This window comes from Alsobacter metallidurans (genome assembly GCF_014636935.1).
In the GTDB taxonomy this organism is placed as follows: Bacteria; Pseudomonadota; Alphaproteobacteria; order Rhizobiales; family Beijerinckiaceae; genus Alsobacter; species Alsobacter metallidurans.
The window spans coordinates 1,093,515-1,110,196 of sequence record NZ_BMES01000002.1 but is presented as its reverse complement, the minus strand read 5'-3'; the positions used below and the strand labels follow the sequence as shown (position 1 = coordinate 1,110,196).

22 protein-coding genes are annotated in these 16,682 nt (G+C 61.6%); 2 read left to right on the top strand and 20 right to left on the bottom strand.

The annotated features are described in order from the left end of the window. Nucleotides 1–55: 55 nt before the first annotated feature. The 3 genes from IEV99_RS23865 to IEV99_RS15440 all read right to left on the bottom strand — a co-directional run bounded on the left by IEV99_RS23865 (nucleotide 56) and on the right by IEV99_RS15440 (nucleotide 1,854). On the bottom strand, nucleotides 56–190 hold the full coding sequence (locus tag IEV99_RS23865) for a hypothetical protein (protein ID WP_280514676.1): 135 nt from the start codon (nucleotides 188–190) through the stop codon (nucleotides 56–58). Between the two features lie 544 nt (nucleotides 191–734). Next, on the bottom strand, nucleotides 735–1,232 hold the full coding sequence (locus IEV99_RS15445; protein WP_188518643.1) for an ATP synthase subunit B family protein: 498 nt from the start codon (nucleotides 1,230–1,232) through the stop codon (nucleotides 735–737). Between the two features lie 364 nt (nucleotides 1,233–1,596). Next, complete coding sequence (locus IEV99_RS15440) at nucleotides 1,597–1,854, bottom strand: response regulator (protein WP_188518642.1); 258 nt, start codon at nucleotides 1,852–1,854, stop codon at nucleotides 1,597–1,599. Nucleotides 1,855–2,122: 268 nt separating this feature from the next. Here IEV99_RS15440 and IEV99_RS15435 point away from each other — a divergent pair, with 268 nt between their 5' ends. After that, entirely contained in the window at nucleotides 2,123–2,782 is a 660-nt protein-coding gene (locus IEV99_RS15435) for a recombinase family protein (protein ID WP_188518641.1), read from the top strand. 27 nt (nucleotides 2,783–2,809) lie between these two features. Here the strand turns inward: IEV99_RS15435 and IEV99_RS15430 are convergent, their stop codons facing one another. Both IEV99_RS15430 and IEV99_RS15425 read right to left on the bottom strand, forming a co-directional pair. Continuing rightward, nucleotides 2,810–3,442 carry a L,D-transpeptidase gene (locus tag IEV99_RS15430; protein ID WP_244643889.1) on the bottom strand — a complete coding sequence of 211 codons (633 nt, stop codon included), beginning with the start codon at nucleotides 3,440–3,442 and terminating at the stop codon, nucleotides 2,810–2,812. A gap of 208 nt (nucleotides 3,443–3,650) precedes the next feature. Further along, nucleotides 3,651–4,529 carry a YihY/virulence factor BrkB family protein gene (locus tag IEV99_RS15425; protein WP_280514682.1) on the bottom strand — a complete coding sequence of 293 codons (879 nt, stop codon included), beginning with the start codon at nucleotides 4,527–4,529 and terminating at the stop codon, nucleotides 3,651–3,653. Nucleotides 4,530–5,036: 507 nt separating this feature from the next. Between IEV99_RS15425 and IEV99_RS15420 the strand changes: the two genes are divergently transcribed. After that, a complete protein-coding gene (locus IEV99_RS15420; RefSeq protein ID WP_244643888.1) occupies nucleotides 5,037–5,939 on the top strand; it encodes an extensin-like domain-containing protein in 903 nt (300 codons plus the stop codon). 44 nt (nucleotides 5,940–5,983) lie between these two features. On the opposite strand, the gene IEV99_RS15415 is transcribed toward IEV99_RS15420, so the two are convergent. The 15 genes from IEV99_RS15415 to IEV99_RS15345 form a co-directional block, all read right to left on the bottom strand. Continuing rightward, nucleotides 5,984–6,259, bottom strand: coding sequence for a hypothetical protein (locus tag IEV99_RS15415; RefSeq protein WP_188518638.1), 276 nt, complete (start codon nucleotides 6,257–6,259; stop codon nucleotides 5,984–5,986). A gap of 2 nt (nucleotides 6,260–6,261) precedes the next feature. Then, on the bottom strand, nucleotides 6,262–6,600 hold the full coding sequence (locus tag IEV99_RS15410) for a hypothetical protein (protein ID WP_188518637.1): 339 nt from the start codon (nucleotides 6,598–6,600) through the stop codon (nucleotides 6,262–6,264). Nucleotides 6,601–6,609: 9 nt separating this feature from the next. Next, complete coding sequence (locus IEV99_RS15405) at nucleotides 6,610–6,837, bottom strand: hypothetical protein (RefSeq protein WP_188518636.1); 228 nt, start codon at nucleotides 6,835–6,837, stop codon at nucleotides 6,610–6,612. Continuing rightward, a complete protein-coding gene (locus tag IEV99_RS15400; protein ID WP_188518635.1) occupies nucleotides 6,834–7,256 on the bottom strand; it encodes a DUF5681 domain-containing protein in 423 nt (140 codons plus the stop codon). The genes IEV99_RS15405 and IEV99_RS15400 overlap by 4 nt, the downstream gene beginning before the upstream one ends. 802 nt (nucleotides 7,257–8,058) lie before the next feature. After that, entirely contained in the window at nucleotides 8,059–8,262 is a 204-nt protein-coding gene (locus tag IEV99_RS15395; RefSeq protein ID WP_188518634.1) for a hypothetical protein, read from the bottom strand. Between the two features lie 101 nt (nucleotides 8,263–8,363). Continuing rightward, nucleotides 8,364–8,609 carry a hypothetical protein gene (locus IEV99_RS15390; protein WP_188518633.1) on the bottom strand — a complete coding sequence of 82 codons (246 nt, stop codon included), beginning with the start codon at nucleotides 8,607–8,609 and terminating at the stop codon, nucleotides 8,364–8,366. Then, complete coding sequence (locus tag IEV99_RS23985; RefSeq protein ID WP_188518632.1) at nucleotides 8,606–9,493, bottom strand: helix-turn-helix domain-containing protein; 888 nt, start codon at nucleotides 9,491–9,493, stop codon at nucleotides 8,606–8,608. The genes IEV99_RS15390 and IEV99_RS23985 overlap by 4 nt, the downstream gene beginning before the upstream one ends. Next, nucleotides 9,490–10,881, bottom strand: coding sequence for a replicative DNA helicase (locus tag IEV99_RS15380; RefSeq protein WP_188518631.1), 1,392 nt, complete (start codon nucleotides 10,879–10,881; stop codon nucleotides 9,490–9,492). Before IEV99_RS15380 ends, IEV99_RS23985 begins: the two co-directional genes overlap by 4 nt. Before the next feature lie 396 nt (nucleotides 10,882–11,277). After that, nucleotides 11,278–11,568, bottom strand: a complete 291-nt coding sequence (locus tag IEV99_RS15375; RefSeq protein ID WP_188518630.1) for a helix-turn-helix transcriptional regulator — start codon at nucleotides 11,566–11,568, stop codon at nucleotides 11,278–11,280. Beyond that, entirely contained in the window at nucleotides 11,568–11,804 is a 237-nt protein-coding gene (locus IEV99_RS15370) for a helix-turn-helix domain-containing protein (protein ID WP_210318665.1), read from the bottom strand. Before IEV99_RS15370 ends, IEV99_RS15375 begins: the two co-directional genes overlap by 1 nt. Nucleotides 11,805–11,983: 179 nt before the next feature. Further along, nucleotides 11,984–12,859, bottom strand: a complete 876-nt coding sequence (locus tag IEV99_RS15365) for a hypothetical protein (protein ID WP_188518629.1) — start codon at nucleotides 12,857–12,859, stop codon at nucleotides 11,984–11,986. A gap of 97 nt (nucleotides 12,860–12,956) precedes the next feature. Continuing rightward, nucleotides 12,957–14,183: a tyrosine-type recombinase/integrase gene (locus tag IEV99_RS15360; RefSeq protein WP_188518628.1), complete on the bottom strand. Its 1,227-nt coding sequence runs from the start codon at nucleotides 14,181–14,183 to the stop codon at nucleotides 12,957–12,959. A gap of 227 nt (nucleotides 14,184–14,410) precedes the next feature. Continuing rightward, nucleotides 14,411–14,722 carry a hypothetical protein gene (locus IEV99_RS15355; RefSeq protein ID WP_188518627.1) on the bottom strand — a complete coding sequence of 104 codons (312 nt, stop codon included), beginning with the start codon at nucleotides 14,720–14,722 and terminating at the stop codon, nucleotides 14,411–14,413. Nucleotides 14,723–14,986: 264 nt separating this feature from the next. Next, nucleotides 14,987–15,670 (bottom strand): alpha/beta hydrolase family protein, encoded by a 684-nt coding sequence (locus IEV99_RS15350; protein ID WP_188518626.1) that lies wholly within the window; start codon nucleotides 15,668–15,670, stop codon nucleotides 14,987–14,989. A gap of 263 nt (nucleotides 15,671–15,933) precedes the next feature. After that, nucleotides 15,934–16,677, bottom strand: a complete 744-nt coding sequence (locus tag IEV99_RS15345; RefSeq protein ID WP_188518625.1) for an ABC transporter ATP-binding protein — start codon at nucleotides 16,675–16,677, stop codon at nucleotides 15,934–15,936. Nucleotides 16,678–16,682: the final 5 nt, after the last annotated feature.

Below are 16,682 nucleotides of genomic sequence, written 5' to 3'. Positions count from 1 at the left end.
ACCTGGGACGAGGCGCGGCGGATTGCGGCTGGTGTTGCGCGACTAGGTAGAACGGCTACGCCTGGCTCGTGACGCGCTCGCTCCGCGTCAGGATCATGATCGAACGACCCTCCGCGCTTTCGAGCTCGACGCTGATCAGCGCCCCAAACAGCCGTTGCAGATCGTCGTAAGCCGAGGTGGCGTGAGCCACGGCCTGTACTTCTGAATCGGCTTCAAAGCCCACGGTGTCGAGAAGACGTCGGCCTGCGAACTTCTGATGGAGATGATAACGCATCCCGCCAGGGTGACAGACTCCCCGCCAGCTTTCTGTTGGGCGCACTACGATCGGGAGAACTGCGTGGGGACAAGAATGACGGCCTCCTCGTGTCCCACGCGAGCGGCTACGCCGGCCAGCAGCGCTCGGCAAAAAGGGGGCCGCCCAACTGGCGGCCCGAAGGAGGGAATATCCCATGCAGTGGGACAACCCACGTTAGCTCGAATATCGGCGCTGTTCCACATCGAGCACGGTTGCACGTCTGCCGGACCAATTGTCTACGCTCAGTGGGACCGCGTCCCGCTAAGGTACAGCCGAGTTAACGCCGTAGCCGCCTGAATGCCGGGTCGCGTACTCGCTGCTAATGCAGAGCCCCCTATGGGGTCAGCCGTTCGGTCAATTCGGCCCGGCTTCGTTTACGCTTCAAGCTAATAGTTAGTCTGCGCTATCTCAGTTCGTCGAGGCCAGGCGAACAGCTGTTTCACCGATTGGCTGCCGTGCCCTCGTAGGCTGAGAACGCCCTAGTAATTGCGTCATGAAGCTTGTGCACCCAGTCGTTTGCGCTCTGGAGACGACACTCGGCTTCCGCTATCCGGCCATCTGCCTCCTTGATGCGGACCTCGGCTTCCGCGACCTGCTGCTCAAGGTCGCGTACTTTGGCCCGGGCGCGCGTCAACTCCTCAGTGAGGGCAGCAACCCCCGCCGCAGCTTCACTCTCAATTGTGCGGATCCGTCGGTCCGAGCGCTCCAGTAGAGTAGACGCGCGTCCAACAAGGCTTAATGCACGGTCCAAGTCGCGCTGGTGAGTTGCGTGACCGCCGGGCTTGTTGCCGCGCCGCGTCTCATCTCCGAATCCGCTCTGCCGCGAGCGTTCGGCCAGGGCTAGGATACTCGCGAATTCGCTGAATGCATGTTCGCCCTGCTCCGCCATATCTGGGTGAGCGAGTAACGTATCCAAATCCAGCGGATCTCTGCGCATTATGGTCACCGGTGCAAAAGCTAACGGAAGCTAACTTTTTGTAGTTAATGCCGGGTTAAATCCCAGCGCGCGGCGAGTCCGCAAACTGCTGACAAGAATAAGGCCCCGTGGCTGACGGGGCCTGAGTTGCCTCTGGAGGGGCGCTCCGAGGGAGCAACTCTCATCGCATATGACCGCTGTGACTTCGCGCACAATTGCGATTTTGAAGAGCTTACCGGAATTCCACGGTTAACGGGGCTACTCGCCGCTCTGAGGCCCGCCATCAAGAGCCAGCACCTCCGAAAGGCGTTTGAGCAGCATCGACGGCGTGAGCGGTTTCGAGAGCACCGGCACTGTAACAAACGTGCCTGGGAGCATGGCGTGCTCAAAAGGCCGTTACAAACACGAAGGGCTTTCGTTTCTCCTGCAGGACACTTGCGACCGGGTAGGAGTCTCCGTCGATCAGAGTGACGTTCATGATCGCCGCATCGATCTCCTCGGCATCCAGCAGATCAAGCGCTTCGCGAACGCTGGGCACGGGGCCGAGCACCACAGCGCCTGCCAACTCAATCTCAAACTGTAGGCTGAGCGCGATGAGGGCCTTGTCTTCAACGACGAGGATACGTGCATCCGCGAGGGACATGGGACACCGGCTCCGTTTCCGGACGAGCAACCCGCTACAGAGACAAGGATGCTTCGCCGTGGTTCGTTCCGGTCGCGAGCGCCAGGGTCCGGACGCGCCTGCCGCAGTTTTGAGCCAGTTAGGCTTTCGCGCCTCGGGTTAGGAATACATGTTACCTGAACTTTCTTTCGCCTACTTCGGCTCTGTCAACTTCCTTTAGGAGGTTTACACGTCGACTCCCCTGTGAGACAGTGAAATCGCAGGTTTACAGGATTACAGGGGCAAGCCGATGGCCACCTTCGCCTACACGAGAGTCTCGACTGATCGGCAGGCGAGCGAGGGTGAAAGCCTTGACGTCCAGGAGCGCACTGTTTCCGGCTACGCGCTGATGCACGGCTTGGAGATAGAGCGGACCTTTGTTGAGCGCGGCGTGTCTGGCTCCAAGCCTCTCATCGAGCGTCCTGTGGGCGGCGAGCTGCTCTCGGTTCTGAAGGCTGGCGACGTGGTGATCACGCCAAAGCTGGATCGCATGTTCCGCAGCGCCAGCGATGCGCTCGCCAATCTGGAGCACTTGAAGCGCCTAGGCGTGCACCTCCACATGATCGATCTCGGAGGAGACGTCTGCAGCAATGGTATTGCCAAGCTGGTCTTCACGATCCTCAGCGCCGTTGCCGAAGCTGAGCGGGATCGCATCCGCGAGCGCGTCGCGACGGTGAAGGCCGATCAGAAGGCACGCGGCCGCTATCTGGGCGGCAGCGTCCCATTTGGATACCGGGTCGACGCTGAAGGTCGACTTGTCGAGCACCAAGCGGAACAGGACGCCATCAAAGCCATGGCGTCCGCCCGGGCAGCGGGAAAGTCGCTACGGTCAATCTCAGCGGAGATGGCGGGGCAGGGGATCACGATCAGCCACATGGCCGTCAAGGAAGTGCTAGCGGCTCACAGCTGATAGTTTGCGCCTGCATCTCCGGCCTGTTCATCCCTGTAAGACGACTACCTTGGTGCCGTCGGGGGCGCGTCCGTAGAGGTGGATGACATCTTGGTTCACTAAGCGTATGCAGCCGGATGAAACCTCTGTCCCGATCGTCTCGGGCTCGGTTGTGCCATGGATGCGGAAGCCGGTATCGCCCTCCGGACCATACAGGTACAGGGCGCGAGCCCCCAGAGGATTACCTGCCCCTCCTTCGACACCCTGGCCGCGGGCGGTGGCTACAAGCTGTGACCGGATGTTCGGATCACGCGCCACCATCTCCTTGGGGGGAATCCAATCGGGCCAACTTCTGCGCATGTTGATCTGCGCTGCTCCCGACCAAGCGTATCCCGCGCGGCCTACTCCGATCCCATAACGGGTCGCTTTGTGGTCTGGCTCAACGAAATAGAGCAGCCGTTGGCGGGTCTCGACCACGATGGTGCCAGGAGGCTCAGCGCCCAAGTACGCAACATGCTGGCGGAGATAGGTCGGATCAACCTTTGAGTATGCGAAGGGCTTCACCGCGAAGGGTTCGCCTGCATAGCCTCCATATACTTCGGCGTAATTCGGCCGGCTAAGCGTTTCGCCACCCTTTGACCCGGAGCGCAACACGGCAGAGAAAAGCGGGGAATCGCTCATTGTGCCGCACCCAGACAGGGGGGCGGCTAAGCTCGAAGCGGAAAGTATGAAGCCTCGTCGAGATATGTTCATTTGGGACACTCCGATCTTTCAGAACGGTATCCTCTGAAGTGGTTAACGATGTTGCCGCGTTGATGCCCCGGAGGCGGTACCGGCGTTTGGTCAGTCAGTACCCAAGCGGTAAGGCGGTCATGCACGCCTCGACTGCCTATTTCTTCCCAATCGCCTGGCCCAAGGTGTCAGCCATGTGAGCATGTCTGGATCCCAGCGGCTTCGTGGGGCCCACGGTCGTATCATGTGAAGTCTGATGCTCCATCTCAGCGTTAAGCTGGCCCCCCAAAAGAATTATGATCATGGACAGCCAGATCCAGGTCATGAAGGCGACTGCGGCTCCTAACGAACCGTAGGTCAAATTGTATCGTCCAAAAGAGACGACATACCACGAGAAGGCTCCGGAACCGGCCAGCCAGCAGACCGTCGCCAGCAAACTCCCGGGCGTGACCCATTTCCATTGAGCGTTCTCGCGACTGGGTCCATATCGATACAAGGCGGAAAGACCGGATAGAACAACAATCGCGAGGATCGGCCATCGGAGGAGCGAGATTATAGTCTCGGTACCGCTTGACATGCCAAGATAAGCCAAGACGATCGGGAGAACGACAAGAGCCGACAACGCGACCAGAACGAACAAGATCAGAGCAATCGTGCAGCACAGGGAAAGTATGTTGATGACGAGCAGACTTCGTTTCTCGTCCTCGCCATAGACGACGTTCATCGCTTCGAACAAGCCCTTGATTCCGGTGCTTGCGCTCCACACGGAAATCGCGAGGCCAAAGAAGAAGGCACCGCTTAGAGTAGCCTCGGGTTGTCCAGCGATCCGTGTAATTTCTGACCCCAGCAGCTCGATTGCTGCGACGGGCAAAACACCTGCGAACAGGTCGAGATGACGGGCAATCAACGCTCGGTCGGCTACAAAACCGTAAAGAGAAACAAGCGCCGCTATCGTCGGAAAAATCGATAACAGGACATAGAACGTCACACCTGCGGCGACCGACATAATTCTGGTTCGGTTGAACTCTCCCCAAATCCGCCAGAGAATGTCGTGCCAACCCCGAATTGGTATATCGCTCGGCGCCTCTGCTGCGCGCCCTCGGTTCCATTCGCCAGCTCGTTTTGTCGCGGCGCGCAGCTCCGCCGATGTCGGCTCGCGAGAGTCCGCTTCAATGCGATCCTCCGGTCCATGACCTGGCGTGTTTGGTGGACTAAACGTGGGGGCCCCTCCGGTTGCAAGCGCCTGACGTTTATGGTCCGGCCGTAAGCGACAGAGCTTAATTGCGATTGCCCCGCCGGCAGAAGCCCCTCATGACGGGGTGGGGACAATAGCACGACGGCTAGGAAGCGGGCTTGAATCGTCACCGTCGACGGCATTCACCGCTCAACAGTGCCGGAGACGTTGATCGCGTTACCCAGTTCCGTATGCAGTGTGTGAGCGTTTCGGACCGCTGGGTGGCGTAGATCTTGAGCGCGTGCCCAGCCGACGCAAAGCACAGGGATCAGGCGTGTAACCAGCGCGGTGGCTCGAGCGTTGGAGAAGGTGAGCAAAGCAGCCTTCTCCTCCGCGATCCGATCGGCCGCCCTTGCTGCGATTTTGTTAGCCGTCTTTATGCTGGGTGAGGCGGATCATTCCTGGAGCGCCGCGGAGAGCCGACCGGCCCCGACCGCGGTTCCGGCTGTCGAAGGTGCAGTGCCACTGCCGCCCGACAGACCGGCGGAATTCGGGATGCAGCCCCAGGCCAAGTCGCGGCTTGGGTCGCAGGCCGGCTCAGCCTCCGAGGACAATCCCAGTGATCAGGCCGTAGCTCCCCTGCCGCCCGAACGCCCGCGCGATCTGGATGACCTCCCGCCGCCGGTGCAGAACCGGCCTGTGGGGAAGGAGGAGCAGGTGCAGCCCGGGCCCGACGACGAGGGCTGCGCGGACCGGCTCACCAAGCTTGGTGTCGTGTTCAAGCCCCTTCCGCCGATCGAGAGTGGGGCTTGCGGTACGCGCCGGCCTTTTCAGGTCAGCGCGCTCCCTGACGGTATGACGCTGTCGCTGCCCATCACCCTGACATGCCCCGCGGCTGAAGCACTCGCTACATGGTCACGCGACGTGGTCAGCGTCGCCGCCGAACGTGAGCTGAACGTCTCGCCTAAGCGCATTAATATCGGCACGTCCTATCAATGCCGGTCCGTGAACCACCGGGCCGGAGCCAAGCTGAGCGAGCACGCTTTCGCCAATGCCGTCGACTTGGCGAGCTTCGAGTTCGAGAAGCGGGCCAGCGTTGAGGTCGGCAAGACTGGGCCGGATACGCCGGAAGGGCGATTCGCCGCTGCCGTACGCAGCGGCGCCTGCCGGTATTTCACGACCGTGCTGGGGCCCGGTGCCAACGCAGACCACGCCGACCATCTCCATCTCGACCTGCGAGCTAGCAGTAGCAGTTATCGCATCTGCCAATAAGCGTCACTGCCCTGCATCCTCCTGCAAAAGCAGGACGGGTGACCCTAGCTGCGGCGGGCCTCGTAGCCCGCGTAAAGATCCGCAAGAACCTGCTCCTGAGTCTCTTTGTGGAACAGATAGGACGGCCCCTCGCCAGGACGATCAAACCAAGTAGCCGCTACGATCTCCTTCCAGCGCGCGCCCTCGATCCGCTCCAACTGGGCGCAGGCGGAAAAAAGCTCCGCCCATAGCTGATCGTCCGTCATCCGCTCCAGCGACGTACCGCGAATCCGACGCTGAGCTGTCTCGATTTTTCGCAGTCGGCTCTCAAAGGCGCGCATGCCTATCCCCCTCTTTTTATGGAGTGACAAAACTCGCTCTGGCCGACTTCACTTTCGCGCTGAGCCTCGTAGGCAGTGAGGATCTTGTCGAACGCACCTGAGACGCTCTGGAAGTCTGGGCTGTTTTCGTCGGCCAGACCGTGGAGCCACCAAGCCCTGACATAGTCCTTCCAGCCTGCCCCGCTAGACCGCTCTATCTCCGCCAGAGTCGGAAAAATCTTGGCGTAGAACTTCTGAATTTCGGCATTTAGCTCCACGTCCGTCATCTGCTCGATGCGGCTGCCAAAGCGCTTACGCTGGGCGGCTTCCAGCTCCCGTAGGCGCCCTTCGATCATGCGCATGATCGCCCCTTAGTCGTCGGCTCTGAACGCCGCTTCGATCGCGGCGCGCTGCTGGTCGACGGTCACGTGGCGAGAGCCGCCCAGAGGCCCCATAGAGGCGAGGAAGCCGCCGGCAGTGCGGTAGCTCGCCAGAGAGGCAGCCACGGCTGCGTCCCGCGTCGCCTTCGGCACGATCGCCACATAGGACGCCCGACGAGCCTCCAGGCGCTCCAGGCGCACCACTACATCTCGCTTCATCGCTTGCCCCCCATGCCCATGTCCTCCAGCCGCACGAGCCGGTCCTGAATCTCGGTCACCTCGATCGCGCGTACGTGCGCCTCGACCAGCTTTCCAAGCTCCGCGGCTTCAGACGGCGTCAGCTCGCCAGATGCCACGGCCTGGAGGAGCGCCGCGGAGGCTTTCACGACGTCGGCGGTGCTGTTGATCTCGGGAATAGGGAACACCACGGGACGGTCTTTGCGCACTGGCGCGAGGCGCTCTAGGCAAAGGCGCAACGCCCCGATGTCGCCGGCCTTTGCGAGATCGATCGCCTTGGAGATTAGCGCCTCGGCCTCGTCCTCGAGCAGCCCGTCGATCTTGCGCGCGAGTTCGCTGCGGAGTCCGGGCTGCTTTCCTCGAGGATTGCCGCTCTGGCCTTTCTGAAAACGTCCGGTCATCGCCCACGCCTCACTGTTGCGCTGTTAGCGACGAGCCTCGCCGTTAGAGAGAGGGACACTTGCTCCGCTTGGATGGAAGCAGCCCAGTGCCGATCATAGGTGACCTGGTGCATGCCCTTGGGGCGGCCAGGGAAGGGCGCCACGAGGTTGCCGGAGCCTCCCACGCGGGCGCGGGCTTTCCTGGCTTTCCTGAGGCCCCTATCGCGCTCTGTCTCACGCTGCGAAGGGTAGGCGAGCCCCTGGCACGTTCTGCAGGACAGCGGAAAGCCGTACAGGACCGCGGCGCGCCGGCCGCATTCATCGCACATGAACCACCGCCGCTCCCCGCCTAGGCGCTGCTCCGTGCGCGCGATGTCCACCCAGTCGCAGCGCTCGCCGATCGTCACCCGCAGCGCGTCAGTCTTTGCCTCTATGCGGGCGTCCGCGATCAGGTGCCCGTTGATCGTTTGACGCACCCGGCGCGCTGACCCCCGCTCCAGATAGCCATTCCGGCCGAGCCAGCGAATATCTAGCTCGAACATGCCGGTGGTCTTCAGCCTGCCGCCGCCACCTGGCCTAGACATGCCCGCTCACTCTCATTCCCCGCTCTATTTCCGAAATCATGTTGCAAACCCGGCTATGATCATGCCGATGAAGACCAAGGCAGCGAGAGCCGCGGCTTCAGAAAGCGCTCGAGATCTGGCCCGGACTCGCGGCTTGTTCGCATCGCGGGGTTTAGCCTGAGGGTCCGCCAACAGCGCTTGGATGCTCGCGAAGTTCGCTGCGAGATCGTCTCTGGTCTGGTCGCTCGTGATCGGCGCAGTCATTGACGTGACGCCTTGTGCTCCGGCGCGGGCGGAACGTCATCGATCTCGATCCCCAGGCTGCGGATCTTCTCGACAATGGCGAGACGGGCGAAACCCGAGCTGGTCGTCATCTGCCGTTGCGCCGCCTTTTTCATCGCGACGGAGAATCCGACAGGTGCGCAGAGAAGAAATTTCTCCTGCGTCAGGGTCCTGTTGCTCATGTTTCCTCCGATCGATCTACGAAAATCATAGATCAGATCGGGGCTGCAGGATAATGGTACTTCGTTTACCTTGAGTGTATCTCGCTTACTTTCTGCCGAAACTAAAATGGAATATCGAAATCGTCTTCAAGCGAAGTGCTGCTTTGTGCGAAACGCATCATCTCACCAAGGCCGTCGCCCGTAACGGCATTCGCCGAGACCACCAGTGAGCCATTCGCGGAGCGGCGGCCGTAAAGGTGGTGGGTCGAGACAAACCCGCATGTTGGGCAGCGGGCATCGACCTCGCCGGCGAGTAAAGCCCGGCGCTGGTCGCGCAGCGCTCCGCGGATGAGAACGCCGGCGATCATGCCGCTGCCTCAGTACCGTTGCGGCGAGGCCATATGTGAGCCGGAACGAGGGTATCTGGCTCGTTCGGCGCAGGGCCCATTGCCGCCGACCAGCTGCCGGTCTTTTGCCAGTTTGTGACCCACCTACGCCACTTCTCATCGGTAGGCATGGCCGCTACGGGCGTGGGGTCCTGGGCTGGCTCAACATCCCGCCAGCGCTCTTGATTGAGCCAAGTGACAGCGTGCGGGATGAACCTGCGATCGGATTTTGGCTGGTTCGCGTGACGCTGTGCCATCTGCCGAACACCGCGGATGATTGCCTCGGGATCGGCTCCCCGTTTCACGGCCGCCTCAAACTTCGCTCGCGCAGGCTTCTTTGGGTTTGGCCCATCACGCCGAGGATACTCCTGCCAGAACCGATTGAAGGGCTCTTCGACTGCAGGGCTTCCGGACCGCGCTTTCCTCGGTGTACATGCATGCACGTCCGCGGCAGCGGACGAGAGAGGTTCTAGTGATGGTTCTATAGATGGTTTGGGTGCATGTGGCGCACCCACCCCCTGCACTACATGCAGGGGGGTGGGTGCATCAGAAGCAGGGGTGGGTGCATGAGGTGCAGGGGGTGGTGCATCACACGCACCCCTTTCAACCGCCAGCGTGATCAGGTTTGGGATCTGGACTTCGTCGCTCTCACGCCGAGCCCTGGTTAGTAACCCAGCCTCTTCCAACTCGCCGAGCGCCTTGCGAACTGACCGCTCGCAGATCTCTGTATCTCGGCAGATCGTACGGACGGATGGCCAGCACGCACCATGATCATTGGCGCGATCGGCCAATGCCATGAGCACGGCTTTGCGGGTAGGGCTTCCTGTAGTCTGCTGGCGAGCCCAATTGGTCGCAGAATTGCTCATGCGCGCTTCTCCGCAACGACGTTGCATGGCGCGGAGCAGAACAGCCGCACGCTGCCGGTCGGGCCTTGCCGCTGCTTCAGGATCTCCACGACCAGCTCTTGCTGCGCATTCAGCAGGCGTTCGTCCTCCTCATCGGTTCGGCTAAGCTTGCGCTCCAAATAATAAGCTTCGCGGTAAAGGCCGAGCACCAGGTCGGCGTCCTGCTCGATTGAGCCGGAATCGCGCAGGTCCGAAAGCGTCGGGCGTTTGTCCTCGCGGCTTTCGATCCCACGGCTGAGCTGACACAAGGCCATCACGGCCACACCAAGCTCCTTCGCAAGCACCTTGAGCCCGGCAGTGATCTCACTGACTTCCTGGACGCGGTTCCCCGAATACCGGGTGGACGGTCGCACGAGGCCGAGGTGATCCACGATGATCAGCCGCAGGTGCTTGCCCTCGCGCTCCATGCGCGCCTGTCGCTGGCGTGCACGCGCACCGATCTGCGACAAAGTCAGGCCGGGTTGCTGCTCGATGCTGAGCGGCACGCCCTTGAGCCTGTCACGAGCCTTCTGGAGCCGCCAAAGGTCCTTGTCGGTGAGATTGACCGCCTCGCCGATCGTTCGATAGGTCAACACGTTGCCCAGGTCATCGAACGCTAGGGCCGCAAGGGCGCGCTCGGTGAGCTGCTGCGCTTCCATCTCTAAGCTGACGTAATACGTCCCGGCGTTTCGCTCAGACGTGTTCAGCCCCACGGCGATGCCAAAGGTACTTTTGCCCATCCCGGGTCGGCCCGCGGCAATGATGAGTTCGCCTGGCTTCATACCGAGCGTCATCCGATCCAGTGAAGGCATGCCGTAGGGAGCACCAGCCCGCTTGCCCCCGCCGCGGATGCGGCCGATCTCGGCCAGAACCTGGTCTGCGGCCTCGGCGACATTCACACACCGCGGCCCCGCGCCAGGAGCGCTGGCGACAATCTCGTCCAGCATCTCAATTGCCGAGGCGGCCACATCAGCCGGCCTTCCAACCGGCGTGTCTAGGGCCCACTTGATGTCATGGGCGACGCCCCACAGTCGGCGCCGATCCGCCTGCCTGCGGATCTCTTTTGCGTATTCGACTGCGTGGCCGATCGTGGTGGCTGAGGCGTGTAGGCGACCGATGTACTCCCCGACAGTCAGCCCGCCCAGATCCAGGTCCTCGACGAGCATGCGCAGCAGCGGGGCATCGAACGTCCCGCCTTCGTCTCGTTTGCGGGCCATCGCCTGGAAGAGGAGCCTATGTACAGGCTCCCCGATGTCGCCGGCCGCTATGATGCCGCGCACTTGGTCGATAACGGCCGGGTGGTGGAGAGCTGCGCCTAGCAGCGCCTGTTCAGCTTGCAGGCCGTCTGAGCTTGGGAGATGAGCGTTCAACGGAACCTCCCCCGGCGTTCCGCGCACTTCCGCCGCCACTTTTCAGCAGCACGGCGCTTCATCAATTCCGTCACCCTCGCAAACTCTTCGGGTGTTGCAGGCTCTTGCCCTTCCAGACGCTTGTCTAAAGCACTTGGGTATCGGCGTTGAGGCTGCCGGCGAGGTAACATAATCACGCTCATGCCGGCCTCGCTGGGAAGGCCAGCTCGCGTACGGCGCGCGCATGATCGAGGGAAATGCGAGCGCGACTCGCAAGCCAAAATGCTTGCAGATCAGCAAGCGGCAGACTGGACTTGTTGCCGGAATTTGCATATTTGGTGGCGCATCCTTCAGCCGTGAAGCGATACCTAGGAGCTGGCGCGTTCCCGAGACGCGCCGGCTTCACCATTTTACCCATCAGGCAATGGCCTCCTGTTCAGAGGAAGCTTTCGATGCCGGCGCGCTCATTCTGGAGCGGCACCAAGCATCGAGATCCGGCCGGGAGTACACGGCGCTCCGGCCAATCTTCACGAATCGCGGGCCGCCCCCTAGGCATGCCATTTTCGCCAGGAAGGAGCGGCTGCACTTGGCTCCCCAACGCGAATGCACGTAGGTGGCGGCGTCCGCACGACTTAGAAGTTGTTCGGTGTTGTGGGCCGGTGGCTGCTGGAGCAGTTCACGAGCCATGAGGTCCTTATTGAACTGCATCACGCAACCTCCTTCTTGGAGGCGTGACGAGCCGGCAGGCTGTTTAGCCAAGCCTTCGCGTCGTCATGGGTGATGATGAGACGGCGACCGACTTTGAGTGCCTTCAGACGTCCAGCGTTGATTTCCTCGTGTAATTTTGTCTTACCGATACCCGCTGCCCGAAGGAAATTCTCAGCATTATAGGCGAGGGGAGCGCTGATATCCGGCGCTTCGTATTTTTTTTCGGCATATGTCATGTGTACGAGGCTCCCCGAACCAGCGCGGTATTGCGGCGGTTCGTGACCTCATCTGTTCGATTTGACTCGCTTCTTGCGCGGTGCGAATACTTTGACGTGCGAGCACTAAAAGTGGTTCAGCGGTGAACGCTGGGTCAACATTGTTTTGGTTCAGACGGATGGCGTTACGAACCAGAAATCTAAGTTTCACGGCGCACATTTCGGTATGCCAGTGCCGCCCTTTTGAGCGATGCATCACTGTAGCTCCGCCCATAATCTGAATGGATCTGATTTGATCCAGAAAAGAGCGCTTTTCTCGCTTCCTTAGTCGATGCTGCAGCATTTCGTGCAAAAGATAGCGTACGCGAAACTTCGAGAGCTCCCAAGTCCTCCCGGACGCGCTTTTCCCACGTCCGCAGTGTTTCAGTACTCACGCCGTAGGCAGTTGCAACCATCTCTTGCGCTTTGAACCGCTTCATGTCCGAGTGGACCATAAATTCTACGATTGCTAGTGCTTTGAGTTGAAGCTGAGACTCTCTGTATCTAACTTTTTTTGTTGTTTGGCGCGGCTTGATGATCGGGAGCAACTCGCCTGTATCTAAGGCTTTCAGCGCTTCGATCATCTTTTGCTGGGTCGTAAGCGGTAGTGCCCCCGAGTTGCCGATCAGCATGTTGAAAAGAACACGGCGGTGTGTTGCGTCATCCACGTCCGCTAGCCTGAGAAGGTCCCCTCGGCCGGCGATCTCGTGCCGGTGGTCATCCACCTGAGATCTCAGCGCCAGATACTCAGGGTGCTCCTTGGTTCCATGTGGCTGAAGTGGAACGAACGATAGTCCAGACACAGCAAGCCCAATTTGATGGTCAATTGCCCAGCCTGCTACCGCTTGGACCAGCTCACCGGCGACTTGAAGAGCCTGGAGCGCAGCTAGATCTTTTCCGAGGGCTGCTATCCCTTTGTCGGGGTGAGTGCTAGCCTCAAGTTCGTCTAATCTCTCAAGCAAAACCGCGATGAGCCGATCTCGGCTCTCCTTCGCAAGCCGACTTGATTGTGAGCTGTTGTTTGAGTCAGTAGTCATCGCTACACCTTGCGATGCACCATTGCGCGACGGGGAAACCGAGGGTGCTCTCGGCTTGTCGGCTGGCCGGCCTATCCCCGCGCGTCTCGTATCCACCTCAGGCCAGTATCGTAGGGCGAGGCGGGACAACTTGTTCACTGCTAGTCTCACAGAGGTACCCGGCCCAAGCTTGAAGAAGCCCGCGCCGTCGTTCGAGAGCGTCCCCGCGGCGGTATGCACGCTCGGTAGCATCGCCTACCTGATGAGCCAGCGCTGCCTCTGCTATCTCGCGCGGAAAGCTCGTTGCCTCGCCGCACCAATCCCGAAAGCTGGATCGGAAGCCATGGACGGTGATCTCGTCGCGCTTCATGCGCCGAAGGACCATTTCCATAGCCATGACCGAGAGGGGCCTGCCTGCGCGCAGCCCAGGGAAAACGAAATCTGCAGTCGTGCTAGTTCGCGCTTGGATAACGGTGGACAGAACTGCCAACGCCGCGTCAGTGAGAGGCACCCTGTGCTCCTTGCCCGCCTTCATCCGGGTGCCCGGGATCGTCCAAATCCTTGCTTTCAGATCAATCTCGGACCACTCAGCTCCAAGCACCTCTCCTGACCGACTGGCGCACAGGATGCAGAGTTCGAGCGCTCGCGCGGCCATTCCGTCTCGTGCCCGAAGTTCGACCATGAACGCAGGCACATCCGTATACGGCAGCGCTGCGTGGTGGCCTCTGGTGAGCCGTTGGCGCTTAGGCAGCAGGTTTTCGAGATGCCCACGCCACCTGGCGGGGTTCTCACCCGTCCTCAGCCCTTTTGCTCGAGCCGCGTCGAGCACCCGCTCGATCCGGCCGCGGAGCCGTGAGGCGGTTTCATGCTTCGTCAGCCAGAGCGGCTTGAGCACCTCAAGCACATGGTCAGTCTGGATAGAGTCGAGCCGCTTGTCACGAAGGGGGGCTGCGTATGTCTGCAGCGTGTTCGTCCACTGCTGTCGGTGCTTCGCGTTTCTGAAGCCTGGCGTGATGTCGGCAAGCAGCTGGTCGGCAAAGCCGCCGAATGTGGTCGGGTGCTTCGCAGCGGCTGATGAAGTTCGTTTGGCTTCGATAGGATTGATGCCAGAGGCGACGAGCCGGCGGGCGTCGCTGGCCTTCTCACGTGCCTCGGCCAAGCTGACCGTGACAATCCCGCCCAGTCCCAATTCCTTGAGCTTGCCTTCCCAACGAAAGAGGAAGGCCCACCGTTTTGCCCCGCTAGGATCAACGACGAGGTACAATCCGCCCCCATCAGAGTGGCGGCCAGGCTTAGTGACCGTCGCCGCCGTCCGAGCGGAGAGTTTGTTAATCGCCCTCGCCATGCAATCGTTCGCCCCAACATCTACCCTAACGATTGACGCGGATCATAGCGAACTAAGGCGAACTGTGAAAGCTGATTAGATCAGATATCGCAGTAGATTCAGTGTCACATGCGAACCGCTTCGGGCTCCAGCGAACCGTAGTTTGGCGGACTCCGTCTCCGCCATGTTGTTGTTATGGTTTTCAAAACTTCGCAAATTTTTGACGGCCTGGAAGCAGGCCAAGAAGCCTAACCGTTATAGGGGCGCCACTTTCCGTGCCACCCCCGCTTTTGCTCCGCGAAGGCGCGGCTCGACTGATTTCGGGCCTGTAGCGCCACGAAAGTGAGCGGCGCTTGGCGGTCGGTCGGATGAGTTTCGCTTTCAATGAACAACAAAGCGAGGCGTTTACCCATTGCGCTGGATCGTCCTCCTCCCGGCGTTGTGCCGCCGAGATGCAGAGGCGTCATGCTCGAATGGTTGCCACTTTCCGTGCCGCTTCGGCGACTCAGACGCGCCAGCAGCAGGTGCGTGATCGCCTGGCGGTCCGTCCGGCCGATCATCGAACTATCGCTTGAAGCGACTCTCGTTCGGTATTTCCGCCGAGCGCCGTCCGTCGTGAAGCACGGAAGGGACCATTGGGGCGGTAGTCGACCCATGCAACCGGCGGCGGTATGCTCCAGCCATGGCGGCGAACAATCTGGATAGAGCGGGTTGGGCGTAAGAACCGCCGTTGCGAGCGGGCCGCTCTCGTTCCCGTGAGCGGTGCATTGAGACTGGCGACCTGGCCACCGAACCGGGAGAAGATGTCCCGGACGCCACGCAGCCTACAGGGCCGGCAGACTGGGCGGAAACGCCGGCGCACAGGTCCGCTCGTTCAGCCACGACTTGACCCGTACGGCGAGGGTGGCCCGATGGTCGGCGGCTGTGAACCCGGACACGGACTTGCGCGGCGTCAGGTCGTGGTCGCCGTCCGGCAGCCAAAGCAGTTCGATGGCGGGCGAGAGCTGGTATTGGGCGACCTCGTCTTCAGTTCCGAAGGGATCGCGCGTCCCTTGAACGATCAGCGTGGGCGTGCGGAGCGCGGCCAGATGCGCGGTGCGCGTCTTGGTCGGCTGTTTGGGTGGGTGAAAGGGGTAACCCAGGCACAGCAGGCCGGCGACTTCTTGGGCGTTGTGCAACGCGTCGGCGACCATCGAGGCCACCCGCCCGCCCAACGACTTTCCGCCAATCACCAGACGCGTGGGACCCGCCTGGACGCGCGCCGCCGCGACGGCCGCACGGTATTCCGGAAGAAGGCTCTCGGCATTGGGCGGTGGCTTGCGGGCGCCGATCCGCCGCGCCGCCATGTAGGCGAACTCGAACCGCATGACGCGCAGCCCTGCGCCGGCCAGCGCTTCGGCAATGGCCTGCATGGCTGCGGAGTCCATCGGAGCTCCCGCACCATGCGCCAGCAGCAGGGTGGCCTCGGCGTCGCGAGGGCCATCGTCGAGAAATGAAAGCGTGGTCATGCCGCAGTGTGGCCGGCGCGGCCCGATCTGGCAAAAGCAGGCGATTGGCTCCCGGTGTCGCCGACGCCGGCGCGGGAGGAGGGGCCTATCACGGGCTCTATGACGCGGCGCGCCCTGTCTCGGGAATGCTTCGAAATGTAGGTGCGCTGACCAGGTCATGAAGGACGTGCCAGCGCTCCTGCAGTCGCCCGACCTTGGCGCTTCGGAACTCAGTCGAGTTCAAACGCTGGCAGAGCGTATCCTGGGATACGCGTCCGCTCGTGCTACGCGGCTTCGGCGCCCATGTAGCCCATCCGCAGCATCTCGCGGGCGTCAGGGTCCGAAGCCAGGCCCTGGTGGCGGATCTGGCCGCGCTCGATCACCGCGAAGCGGTCGACATATTGCAGAGCCTTCACGGCTAGTTGCTCGAAGACCATCACGGTGACGCCGGTCTGGCGGAGCATGGCCAACGTCTCATACACCTTGTCGATCAGGATGGGAGCGAGGCCGAGCGAGGGCTCATCGATGAGCACCAGGCGCGGCCGGGCCATCAGGGCGCGGCCGATAGCGACCATCTGTTGCTCGCCGCCGCTGAGCGTTGCAACGGCGCGATCCTTTCCTTTGCGAACCGCTTCCGGCATCAGTCCGTAGACCTCGGCCAGGCGGCGGGCGGTTTCCGCGCGGCCGGCGCCGGCGCCAAACGCTCCAAGCGTCAGGTTTTCATCTACGGTCAACTGGCCGAAGAGGCGGCGTCCTTCGGGGATGAGAGCCACGCCGGCTTCCACGAGGCCGCGCCGGCCGGCGCGTTCGGTGACGTCGGCGCCATCCAGCAGCAGGCGACCCGCGGTCGGGCGGATCGCGCCCGCGAGGATCAGCGCCAGCGTCGACTTGCCGGCTCCGTTCGGCCCGACGATCGCCGTAAAGGAGCCGGCCGGGGCCGAAACGCTGACGTCGTGCAACGCCAGAACGCCTTCGTAGCGGTGCTCGACGCCGGCGGCTTCGATCATCGATGTTGCGTCTTGGCTCATGGACA